Genomic DNA, 10515 nt, shown 5'->3' with positions numbered 1-10515 from the left:
GCGGGGGCTGGGTGAGGGCGGGGATGCGAGTTTGCAGCGGGCGATTGCGGGTGATGTGGGGGTGGGCGGTGTGCCTGTGGCACCCCCCTCTGTCCTGCCGGACATCTCCCCCACAAGGGGGGAGATCGGCAAGAGGCTTGGGCTTCCCACAAAAGAAACGTTTGAAGTTGCCGCACCTTCGGCCGAGCAGTTGGAGCGGGACCTCTCATCCCCGATCTCCCCCCTTGTGGGGGAGATGTCCGGCAGGACAGAGGGGGGTAACTCCACGTTCGATCCTCTCGACTGCGACATGGCCGCCCCCTGGACAGCCCCACGTCATGCCATCCTAGCAGATCTCCTCGACGCCCCCTGGCGCACCAACGGCGACACCGTCGAGCGCATCGAGCTCCTGGCGGCGAAGTTCGTTTCCGGCCAGATCGTCTGCCCTGAGAACTGGCCGGCGACGCGGGCGGTGCTTTCCGAGATCGAGACCCGCCTCAAGCCTTCGATCCTGGCCTGCGGGCCAGCCGAAATCGCAGGCCTGCTTAACGGCCTCGACGGCCGCTTCGTTGCGCCCGGCCCCTCCGGGGCGCCGACGCGCGGGCGGCCCGATGTGCTGCCGACGGGCCGCAATTTCTATTCGGTCGATAGCCGCGCCGTGCCGACGCCGGCCGCCTACGAACTCGGCAAGAAATCCGCGGAACTGCTGGTTCGCCGCTATGCGCAGGATCACGGCGAATGGCCGGCTTCCCTAGGGCTGACAGCCTGGGGCACGTCGAACATGCGCACCGGCGGCGATGACATCGCCCAGGCGCTGGCGCTGATTGGCGTCAAGCCGCTCTGGGACATGAGCTCGCGCCGCGTCACCGGCTACGAGATCATACCGCCGGCAATGCTCGGGCGGCCGCGCGTCGACGTGACGCTCAGGATATCCGGCTTCTTCCGCGACGCTTTTCCCGAGCAGATCGCCCTGTTCGACAAGGCGGTCCGCGCCGTCGGCGCGCTTGAAGAGGACGAGGCCGACAATCCGATCGCAGCGCGCATGCGCGGCGAGGCGGCAAGGCTTGCCGCAGCCGGCCTCGACGAGGTCTCGGCCAGAAGGCGAGCGGGCTACCGGGTGTTCGGCTCGAAGCCCGGCGCTTATGGCGCGGGGCTGCAGGCGCTGATTGACGAAAAAGGCTGGGAGCGGCGCGCCGATCTCGCCGAGGCCTATCTCGTCTGGGGCAGCTATGCCTATGGCGCCGGCGAGGAGGGCAAGGCCGAACGCGGCCTGTTCGAGGAGCGGCTGCGCTCGGTGCAGGCCGTCGTTCAGAATCAGGATAATCGCGAACACGATCTGCTCGACAGCGACGATTATTACCAGTTCGAAGGCGGCATGGCGGCGGCGGCGGAACAGCTCGCCGGCGCCCGCCCCTCGATCTATCACAACGATCATTCCCGGCCGGAACGGCCGGTGATCCGTTCGCTGGAAGAGGAGATCGGCCGCGTCGTGCGCGGGCGCGTCGTCAATCCGAAATGGATATCGGGCGTCATGCGCCACGGTTACAAGGGTGCGGCCGAGATTGCCGCCACCGTCGACTATCTCTTCGCCTTTTCGGCGACGACGGGTGCAGTCGGTGCCCATCATTTCGAGGCGGTATACCAGGCCTTCGTCGCCGATCCCATTGTGAGTACCTTCATGATGGAGAAGAACCCGGCAGCATTCGACGAGATGAAGGAGCGGCTGTGCGAGGCGATCGACCGCAGCCTCTGGACGCCGCGCAGCAATTCGGCCCGGTTCGACCTGGCCGCCAACAATAGAACAAGGTGAACCGATGAGCGACGAGACACCGGAGAGCGCGATCCCAGAAGGCGAAGCTGGAAAGGACGATGCGCGCCATGCCGAGAAGATGGCGAAGAAGAAGGCCGCCCGCGACAAGATCATGGCGACCAAGACCGATGGCAAGGGGCTGATCATCGTCCACACCGGCAAGGGCAAGGGCAAGTCATCGGCCGCCTTCGGCATGATCTTCCGCCACATCGCCCATGGCAAGCCCTCTGCCGTCGTGCAGTTCATCAAGGGTGCGATGTGGACCGGCGAGCGCGATCTGATCGAGAAGCATTTCTCCGATCTCTGCCAGTTCCACACCATGGGCGAGGGGTTCACCTGGGAAACGCAGGACCGCGCCCGCGACGTTGCCGCCGCCTCGGCTGCCTGGGAAAAGGCCAAGGAGCTGATCCGCGACGATCGCTATTCCATGGTGCTGCTCGACGAGATCAACATCGCGCTACGCTACGACTATCTCGATATCAACGAGGTCGTGGAATTCCTGAAGAACGAGAAGCCGCCCATGACGCATGTCGTGCTGACGGGGCGCAACGCCAGGGAGGAACTGATCGAGATCGCCGACCTGGTGACCGAGATGGAACTGATCAAGCATCCGTTCCGCTCCGGCATCAAGGGCCAGCCGGGCGTGGAATTCTAGGCATCAGTTGAGAGAGAGGCCGCGCAGGATCGCGGCCGTTTCTTCATCCGCCGGGAAGAAGGATTCCACGGCCAGTTCCGACAGAGTGATGTCGACGGGCGTGCCGAAGACCGTGGTCGTCGAGATCAGGGATAGCAGACCGGCCTTGGTCGAAAGCTTCAGCGGAATGGCGATGCCGGCGTGGTCGGTATGCGCATCGTTCGCCGCTTCGGGCGCCGGATAGGACAGCAGTTCGTTCAGCAGCCTCTCCAATACCGGATCGCCCGAAGCCGATATTTGCTGACGCAGCCGGTCGATAAGGTGGGCGCGCCATTCCGGGAGGTTTGCAATGCGGGGCGCCAGTCCTTGCGGGTGCAGGCTGAGGCGCAGCACATTGACTGGCGGTTCCAGCAGGGAGGGATCGGCAATGCCTGAGATGAGCGGCGCCAGCGCCGCGTTGGAGGCAATGAGCGTCCAGTGGCGGTCGATCGCGAGCGCCGGGAAAGGCTGATGAGTTTTCAACACCATGTCGATGGCGCGGCGCGCCGGTTCCAAGGCGGGATCGTCGAGTGCACGCTCGGTAAAGACGGGAGCGAAACCCGCCGCCAGCAGCAGCGGGTTCCGGTCGCGGAGCGGCACGCCGAGGCGTTCGGCAAGATGCAGCAGCATGTCGCGGCTCGGCGTCGAGCGCCCGCTCTCGATGAAGCTCAGATGCCGCTGCGAGATATCTGCCTCCAGCGCCAGGTCGAGCTGGCTCATCCGGCGGCGCTGGCGCCATCCGCGCAGATGATCTCCAAGAGGGCGGGCGGTCGGCTTCATCAGGCAGCTTCCGGCAATTGGTCGATGAAGCCGCGGACGGATTTCAGTTTGCCGTCTTCGAGTTCGGCAAAATCCGTGCCCTTGATCAGTGCTTCGCCATTGGCAGGTCCGAGGCCCCAGGAGAAACGCAGATTGTCGCCATAGCCGTCAGCCGTGCCGATCAGTTCGAAACGGAAACCGGGGAAACGGTTCTGCACGGCCTCCACCAGCGAATTGATCTGCTCGTGGCCTTCGCCGCGCATCAGCGGATCGATGTAGGTTGCGGCTTCCGCCCAGCTCTCGGCGATGAGAGCGCGGCGGCGAGCCGCATCCGTCTCGTTCCAGATGGCGAGGTAGCGCTCGGCATTGCTGTTTGCATCGTTCATCGGGTCATCTCCTTTTGATCGCCCGTCATTCAGGCAGGGCGATCATGCGGGAAGGTGGTGCACCCTATCAATTACGCCAGAGGTAATGGAAGACGGCCAAGCGTCTCCGTCAGATGCCGAGCCACAAGCGCAGCGGATTTGCCGGGTCGGCGAGGAGCTTGACCGCCAGGGCGACGCACACGATCACCAGCAGCGGCTTGATCAGCTTCGAACCGATGCGCATGGCAAGGCGCGAACCGAGCTGCGCGCCGAGGAACTGGCAGATGCCCATCAACAGGCCGATCTTCCAGAGTATCGCGCCAAAGCTTGCGAAGACAATCAGCGCGCCGAAATTCGAGCCGAGATTGAGAAGCTTGGTGTGGGCGGTTGCCTTCAGCACGCCGAAGCCGGCGAGTGTGACGAAGGCGAGCATGAAGAAGGAGCCGGTGCCCGGGCCGAAGACCCCGTCATAAACGCCGATGGCCGGGACCAGCGTCAGGCCGAAGGCGAAGGGCGTGATGCGGCGATGGGTATCGACGTCGTTGAGGTTCGGCTTGACGGCAAAGAAGATCGCGATCGACAGCAGCAACACCGGCATGATCGCCTGCAGCACCTGTCCGGGTACGATCGTGGCAAGGGCAGCGCCGAGCGCCCCGCCCATGACCGCCATCAGCGCCATCGGCAATTGTTCGCGAAGCTGCACGTGGCCCTTGCGGGCATAAGCGAGCGTTGCCGAGGCGGCACCAAAGATCGACTGCACCTTATTGGTGCCGAGCGTCTGCAGCGGCGGAATGCCGGCAATCAGCATGGCGGGAACGGTGATGAGGCCGCCGCCACCGGCAATCGAATCGACGAAACCAGCAAAAAAGGCCGCCGCGCAGAGCAGTAGAAGCAGATGGAAGGTGATATCGGGCAAGACGGAGTTCCGGAGGGGCTTTCAGGCCGCCTTCTTGCATTTCCCGCCTCGGGCTGCAATGGCTGCAAAGGACATGGCAAGGCGCATTCGGCAGCAACATGAGCGACATTACCTTCGACAGGAGCAGACATCACGTGCTCGGGCTCGGCTGCGAGCGCAAAACGCCGCCCGCTGAAGTGCTGGCACTGGCCATCGAAGCGGTTGAAGCGGCCGGTATCATCGGGGCGGAGCTTGCTGCCATTGCCTCGATCGACAGCCGTTCCGAAGAAGCGGCGATCCTTGCCGTTGCCAGGCATTTTGCCGTGCCCGCCGTCTTCTTCGATGCGCCGCGGCTGGAAGAGGAAACGCCGCGGCTTAAAAATCCCTCTGCCATCGTCTTTGCCCGTGTCGGCTGCCATGGCGTGGCGGAATCCGCGGCACTTGCGGCCATTGGAGCGGATGCGGAGCTGCTGCTCGGCAAGATCAAATCCGCGCATGCGACAGCGGCGATTGCCGGCATCGGGTTGCGGAAAGCCTGACGGGCGTTATGGTGGCCACACGTTGCGACGCCGTCCGGCAGCTTCGCGATCTACATTTAGAGGATATCAATGCACAAGGTCATTTATGACACGGATCCGGGCGTCGATGACGCCATGGCGCTTCTTTTCCTGCACCGCCACCCCGAAATCGATCTGATCGGCATCACCACCGTTTTCGGTAACGCCTCGGTCGAGACGACGACACGCAATGCGCTCTTCCTCAAGCGCGATTGGAATATTCCGGCACCCGTTGCCAAGGGCGCCAGCGTCACCATCGACCCCTCGCGCGCCGAGCGGCCCTGGCCGGCCATGGTGCATGGTGACAATGGCCTCGGCGATATCGACGTGCCGGAGACGATCGACCTGCCGCTCGATCTGCGCCCGGCGCATCGCTTCATCATCGATACCGTGCGCACCCATCCGGGCGAAGTGCGCCTCGTCGCTGTCGGGCGGATGACCAATCTGGCGCTGGCGCTGAAGGAAGCCCCCGAGATCGCAACGCTGGTCAAGGACGTCGTCATCATGGGCGGCAATTTCTATGTGCCGGGCAATGTCTCGCCGGTCGCCGAGGCCAACATCCATGGTGATCCCGAAGCTGCGGATATCGTCATGACCGCGCCCTGGAAGGTGACCGTCATCGGCCTCGACGTCACCGCGGTCACCACGATGAGCCGCAGCTATCTTGGCGAGATGGCGGCCAAGGGCGACAAGGCGGTCAAACAGCTCAATGAACTCTCGCAGTCCTACATCGATTTTTACAAGCATGCGGTTGAGGACGGCATGATGGTGCATGACAGCTGCGCCTCAGTCTATGTCGTGGCGCCCGAACTGTTCTCGTCGATATCGGGTGCGGTGCGTGTCGTCTGTGGCGGCATCGCCGACGGCCAGACCATCGTAAAGCCGGACGGTCGCCGTTTTCCGCCGGGTGACTGGGATGGCCTGCCGAGACAGATCGTCTGCACCGGCATCGAATCGAAAAAGGTTATCGATCTCATCCGCGACACGCTGCTCAGGGCCTGACCGATTGGAAGACCGGCCGCTTCGCGGCCGGTCGTCGCGACTATATGATAATATATTCATATTGTTATTCGGGTTTTCCGAGAGTTTGATTCCGCTTCCTAGCAAAGTGAGTCATGGTCATCTCGGCAACTTCCGGTGAGACAGGGCGCCCGGCGGATCTAAAACAAACAGGTGCGCATAATGTCGTCCGAAAACCGCTTACACTTTTCGGCATCATGCTCTAGATCAGCAAGATGATCGATGCCGCATTCTCCCATCTTCCGGCGCTGGAGCCGGGCACCGTCTGGCTGGTCGGTGCCGGTCCCGGCGATCCCGGGCTTTTGACGCTGCTCGCCGCAAGAGGGCTTTCCGAGGCCGACGTCATCGTGCACGACGCGCTGGTCAACGAGGAATGCCTGGCGTTGGCGCGGCCGGAAGCGGTGGTGGAATATGCCGGAAAACGCGGCGGCAAGCCTTCGGCCAAACAACGTGACATCTCGCTGCGGCTGGTGGAACTGGCATGCGCCGGCAAGCGGGTGCTGCGGTTGAAAGGCGGCGATCCCTTCGTCTTCGGCCGCGGCGGCGAAGAAGCGCTGACGCTGGTCGAGCACAATATCCCCTTCCGCATCGTGCCCGGCATCACCGCCGGCATCGGCGGGCTTGCCTATGCCGGCATCCCGGTGACGCATCGCGACATCAACCACGCCGTGACCTTCCTCACCGGCCATGATTCCTCCGGCATCGTGCCCGACAGGATCAACTGGGAGGCGATCGGCCGGGGCTCTCCCGTGATCGTCATGTATATGGCGATGAAACACATCGCCGAGATCAGCGCCCGGTTGATCGCCGCCGGCCGGGAGCCTACCGAACCTGTCGCCTTCGTCTGCAACGCTGCCACCGGCCGGCAGCAGGTGCTGGAAACGACGCTGGCCGAGGCGCCCGCGGCCATCGCCACTGCCGGGCTCGAACCGCCAGCCGTGGTCGTCGTCGGCGAGGTGGTGCGGCTCAGAGCCTCGCTCGATTGGCTCGGCGCGCTCGCCGGACGGCGGCTGCAACCCGATCCGTTCCGCCGGTCCGGCAAGGTGCTGACATGAGCGGCCTCCTGATCGCAGCGCCGTCCTCCGGCGCCGGCAAGACGACGGTGACGCTCGGATTGCTCAGGGCGTTGCGCCGGCGCGGCATCGCGGTCGCGCCCGGCAAGGCCGGTCCCGATTATATCGATCCCGCCTTTCATGCGGCCGCAAGTGGCACGCCCTGCCTGAATTTCGATCCCTGGGCGATGCGCCCGGAGCTGATCTCGGCCAATTCAGCCCTTCACCGTTCCGGCGACCGCATCCTCGTCATCGAGGCGATGATGGGACTTTTCGACGGAGCGGCCGACGGAAGGGGAACTGCGGCCGATCTTGCCGCTCAGCTCGGCCTGTCCGTGGTGCTGGTCGTCGATGCCTCGCGCATGTCGCAGTCAGTGGCGCCGCTGGTATCAGGCTTTGCCGGCTTCCGCGCCGATGTCCGCGTCGCCGGCGTCATCCTTAACAAGGTTGGCAGCGACCGGCACGAGGCGATGCTGCGCCAGGCGCTCGAAGCGATCCGCATGCCTGTTATCGCCGTAATCGGCAGCGACAAGGCGCTCGCCTTGCCGGAGCGCCATCTCGGTCTCGTCCAGGCCAGTGAACACACCACGCTCGATAATTTCATCGACCATTCGGCGGATGCCGTTTCCGAGGAATGCAATTTCGAATTCCTGCTGCGCATTGCAAGGCAGGGGCTCAACCGGCCGTCTGCCGCCAATATCGACCGGCTGATGCCGATCGGCGCCCGCATCGCCGTGGCGCGCGATGTCGCCTTTGCCTTTTCCTACGAGCATATGCTGCTCGGCTGGCGTCGCCGCGGGGCTGATATTTCGTTCTTCTCGCCGCTCGCCGACGAGGCGCCGACCGGTGACGCCGATGCGATCTATCTGCCCGGCGGCTATCCCGAGCTGCATGCCGGGCGGCTTTCGGCGGCGCAGAATTTTCGCGCCGGCATGCTCGACGCGGCGGCACGCGGCATCAGGATTTACGGGGAGTGCGGCGGCTACATGGTGCTCGGCGATGGGTTGATCGATGCGGGCGGAAAGCGCCACGAAATGCTCGGCCTGCTGCCCGTCGTCACCAGCTATGCCGAACGCCGACGCCATCTCGGCTACCGCCGTGTGACACCGCTCGACGGCGCCTTCTTCGCGCGGACGATGACCGCGCATGAATTCCACTATTCCACTGTTGTGTCCGAGGGCGAGGGAAAGCGGCTGTTTGCAGCGCAAGATGCGCTCGGAACCGATCTCGGTGCTGTCGGGTTGCGGCGCGGCCAGGTGGCGGGGTCCTATATGCACCTGATCGATCTTGCGAGAGCTGCCGCATGAGCGCGCCCATCGCCCACGGCGGCGGCATCACCGCTGCTGCCGCCGCCTTCGGCGGCAGGCCGGAAGACTGGCTCGACCTTTCCACAGGCATCAATCCGTGCCCCGTCGCCCTGCCTGACGTTCCGGCAAGGGCATGGCACCGCCTGCCGGACGGCCATCTCGCCGATGAGGCAAGGCATGCCGCGTGCGAGCATTACGGCAGCGGGGCGATCCTGCCGCTGCCGGTGCCCGGAACGCAATCGGTGATCCAGCTTCTGCCGCGCCTGCTCCGGCAGGACAGGCAAGTCTCTTTGACAGACAGAGTTGCCGTGACGGACGACAAAGTCGCAGTGACGGACGACAAAGTCGCAGTGGTGTCGCCGACCTATGGCGAATATGTGCGCGCCTTTGCTTCGGCCGGTTGTGCCGTCGATGCGGTCGGCGATGTCGCGGCGATCGGGGCCGAGCATCGGCTGGCCGTCGTCGTCAATCCGAACAATCCGGACGGCAGGGTCTGGCCGGCCGAAACGCTGATTGCCCTGCACGACAGGATGAAGGCGGCAGACGGGCTTCTCGTCGTCGATGAGGCCTTCGGTGATACCGATCCGGCGCTGAGCCTAGCAGCCCAAGCGCAATCACTTTCCAACCTGATCATCTTCCGCTCCTTCGGTAAGTTCTTCGGGCTTGCCGGTCTCCGGCTCGGTTTTGCGATTGCGCGCCAAGATATTCTCGAGCGTTTCGAGAACTGGCTCGGCCCTTGGGCAGTCTCGGGCCCGGCTCTTTCGATTGCAGGTTCGCTGTTGCGTTCGGACGTGTCTGCAATCCGCGCCCGCATCGATGAACGCTGCGCCGGCCTGCATGCGGTGCTGACTGCGGCCGGATTGCGGATATCGGGAGGAACGGCGCTGTTCACTCTTGTCGCCGACGGCAGGGCGAGCGACATTTACACCCATCTCTGCCGCCATCATATTCTCGTCCGCAAGTTCGACTATGCGCCGGATCAGCTGCGTTTCGGGTTGACGCCGGATCCGGCGGCGGACCGACGACTTTGCGAAGCCCTTCAGAGATTTGAGCGATGACGATCGACGAAAACCTTCTCGTGCTGCTTCTGGCGCTGCTGCTCGACCGGATCGCCGGCGATCCGCAATGGCTGTGGTCGCGGGTACCGCACCCCGTCGTCATCTTCGGCGCGGCGATTTCCTATGCCGACCGGCAACTCAACTCCGCAAGTCTCACCGGCTCCCGACGCCGAATGAACGGCGTCGCCGCCATCCTGGCGCTGCTGCTGCTGGCGGTGGCCGCGGGCTTCGTGTTCAACCGGTTCTTCGCGCTGTTCGGTCTCGCCGGCATCCTGCTCGAGACCGGATTGGTGGCGATCTTCCTGGCGCAAAAGAGCCTTGCCGATCACGTCGCGGCGGTCGCCGTCGCCCTGCGCGACGTGGGGCTTGCCGGTGGACAGGCCGCCGTTTCTCAGATCGTCGGGCGCGATCCTGAAACGCTGGACGAGCCGGCGGTGTGCCGCGCGGCGATCGAAAGCCTGGCCGAAAACTTTTCCGACGGCGTCGTCGCGCCGGCGCTCTGGTATGCCGTCTTCGGCCTGCCGGGCTTGCTCGTCTACAAAATGCTGAACACGGCGGATTCGATGATTGGCCACAAGTCGGAAAAATATATCGATTTCGGCTGGGCATCGGCCCGGCTCGACGATATCGCCAACTGGCCGGCCGCGCGTTTCTCCATCCTGCTGATCGCCGCCGGCGCCTGGGTCCGGCGCGGTACCAGCGCCTGCCGCCAGGCGGTTCGCGTGGCGATGCGCGACGGCGGCCTGCACCGTTCGCCGAATTCCGGCCGGCCGGAGGCGGCAATGGCCGGCGCTCTCAACGTCCAGCTCGCCGGCCCGCGCATCTACGGCGGTGTCATCGTGACGGAGCCGATGATCAACAACGCTGGCCGGGACATAGCTACCGCCGGCGACGTCGAAGACGGCGTATCGGTGTTTTATGCCAGCTGCATGGTGCTCGCCGGTCTGACATTCGGGTTGTTTCTGTGTTTTCTGTAGGGTGCTACGCACCGCGGACACACCGCGGTGGACAGCTCCGGCTCAAACGTTTATGCGAAACGC

Annotated in this window: 11 protein-coding genes; 8 read left to right on the top strand and 3 right to left on the bottom strand. The window is 64.3% G+C overall.

The genetic code is table 11. The annotated features are described in order from the left end of the window. Positions 1 to 1789: cobaltochelatase subunit CobN (locus HJB84_RS24825; protein ID WP_221117172.1), on the top strand; the 1789-nt coding region annotated here is incomplete at its 5' end. A gap of 4 nt (positions 1790 to 1793) precedes the next feature. Further along, positions 1794 to 2444 (top strand): cob(I)yrinic acid a,c-diamide adenosyltransferase, encoded by a 651-nt coding sequence (cobO, locus tag HJB84_RS24820; RefSeq protein WP_207580804.1) that lies wholly within the window; start codon positions 1794 to 1796, stop codon positions 2442 to 2444. A 3-nt stretch (positions 2445 to 2447) separates the two neighbouring features. Here the strand turns inward: cobO and HJB84_RS24815 are convergent, their stop codons facing one another. The 3 genes from HJB84_RS24815 to HJB84_RS24805 form a co-directional block, all read right to left on the bottom strand. Next, on the bottom strand, positions 2448 to 3242 hold the full coding sequence (locus HJB84_RS24815) for a helix-turn-helix domain-containing protein (RefSeq protein ID WP_207580803.1): 795 nt from the start codon (positions 3240 to 3242) through the stop codon (positions 2448 to 2450). Continuing rightward, positions 3242 to 3607 (bottom strand): nuclear transport factor 2 family protein, encoded by a 366-nt coding sequence (locus HJB84_RS24810; RefSeq protein ID WP_207580802.1) that lies wholly within the window; start codon positions 3605 to 3607, stop codon positions 3242 to 3244. Before HJB84_RS24810 ends, HJB84_RS24815 begins: the two co-directional genes overlap by 1 nt. Before the next feature lie 109 nt (positions 3608 to 3716). Continuing rightward, a complete protein-coding gene (locus tag HJB84_RS24805) occupies positions 3717 to 4502 on the bottom strand; it encodes a TSUP family transporter (RefSeq protein WP_207580801.1) in 786 nt (261 codons plus the stop codon). Positions 4503 to 4600: 98 nt separating this feature from the next. On the opposite strand from HJB84_RS24805, the gene HJB84_RS24800 reads away from it, so the two are divergent. From HJB84_RS24800 to cbiB, 6 genes are all read left to right on the top strand, one after another. After that, complete coding sequence (locus HJB84_RS24800) at positions 4601 to 5020, top strand: cobalamin biosynthesis protein (RefSeq protein WP_207580800.1); 420 nt, start codon at positions 4601 to 4603, stop codon at positions 5018 to 5020. Positions 5021 to 5089: 69 nt separating this feature from the next. Then, complete coding sequence (locus tag HJB84_RS24795; RefSeq protein WP_221117171.1) at positions 5090 to 6040, top strand: nucleoside hydrolase; 951 nt, start codon at positions 5090 to 5092, stop codon at positions 6038 to 6040. 233 nt (positions 6041 to 6273) lie between these two features. Beyond that, positions 6274 to 7113, top strand: coding sequence for a uroporphyrinogen-III C-methyltransferase (gene cobA / locus HJB84_RS24790; protein WP_221117170.1), 840 nt, complete (start codon positions 6274 to 6276; stop codon positions 7111 to 7113). Further along, complete coding sequence (locus HJB84_RS24785) at positions 7110 to 8417, top strand: cobyrinate a,c-diamide synthase (protein WP_207580797.1); 1308 nt, start codon at positions 7110 to 7112, stop codon at positions 8415 to 8417. The genes cobA and HJB84_RS24785 overlap by 4 nt, the downstream gene beginning before the upstream one ends. After that, positions 8414 to 9475, top strand: coding sequence for a threonine-phosphate decarboxylase (locus tag HJB84_RS24780; RefSeq protein WP_221117169.1), 1062 nt, complete (start codon positions 8414 to 8416; stop codon positions 9473 to 9475). The genes HJB84_RS24785 and HJB84_RS24780 overlap by 4 nt, the downstream gene beginning before the upstream one ends. Further along, complete coding sequence (cbiB, locus tag HJB84_RS24775) at positions 9472 to 10452, top strand: adenosylcobinamide-phosphate synthase CbiB (protein ID WP_221117168.1); 981 nt, start codon at positions 9472 to 9474, stop codon at positions 10450 to 10452. The genes HJB84_RS24780 and cbiB overlap by 4 nt, the downstream gene beginning before the upstream one ends. Positions 10453 to 10515: the final 63 nt, after the last annotated feature.

It is taken from the genome of Rhizobium sp. NZLR1b (assembly GCF_019685155.1).
GTDB lineage: Bacteria > Pseudomonadota > Alphaproteobacteria > Rhizobiales > Rhizobiaceae > Rhizobium.
The sequence above is the reverse complement of the archived record's forward strand: the minus strand, read 5'-3'. Positions and strand labels throughout refer to the sequence as shown.

Coding starts and splice junctions, on each gene's coding strand:
- cobO (WP_207580804.1), top strand. CDS start 1,794: ATGAGCGACGAGACACCGGAGAGCGCGATCCCAGAAGGCGAAGCTGGA.
- HJB84_RS24815 (WP_207580803.1), bottom strand. CDS start 3,242: ATGAAGCCGACCGCCCGCCCTCTTGGAGATCATCTGCGCGGATGGCGC.
- HJB84_RS24810 (WP_207580802.1), bottom strand. CDS start 3,607: ATGAACGATGCAAACAGCAATGCCGAGCGCTACCTCGCCATCTGGAAC.
- HJB84_RS24800 (WP_207580800.1), top strand. CDS start 4,601: ATGAGCGACATTACCTTCGACAGGAGCAGACATCACGTGCTCGGGCTC.
- HJB84_RS24795 (WP_221117171.1), top strand. CDS start 5,090: ATGCACAAGGTCATTTATGACACGGATCCGGGCGTCGATGACGCCATG.
- cobA (WP_221117170.1), top strand. CDS start 6,274: ATGATCGATGCCGCATTCTCCCATCTTCCGGCGCTGGAGCCGGGCACC.
- HJB84_RS24785 (WP_207580797.1), top strand. CDS start 7,110: ATGAGCGGCCTCCTGATCGCAGCGCCGTCCTCCGGCGCCGGCAAGACG.
- HJB84_RS24780 (WP_221117169.1), top strand. CDS start 8,414: ATGAGCGCGCCCATCGCCCACGGCGGCGGCATCACCGCTGCTGCCGCC.
- cbiB (WP_221117168.1), top strand. CDS start 9,472: ATGACGATCGACGAAAACCTTCTCGTGCTGCTTCTGGCGCTGCTGCTC.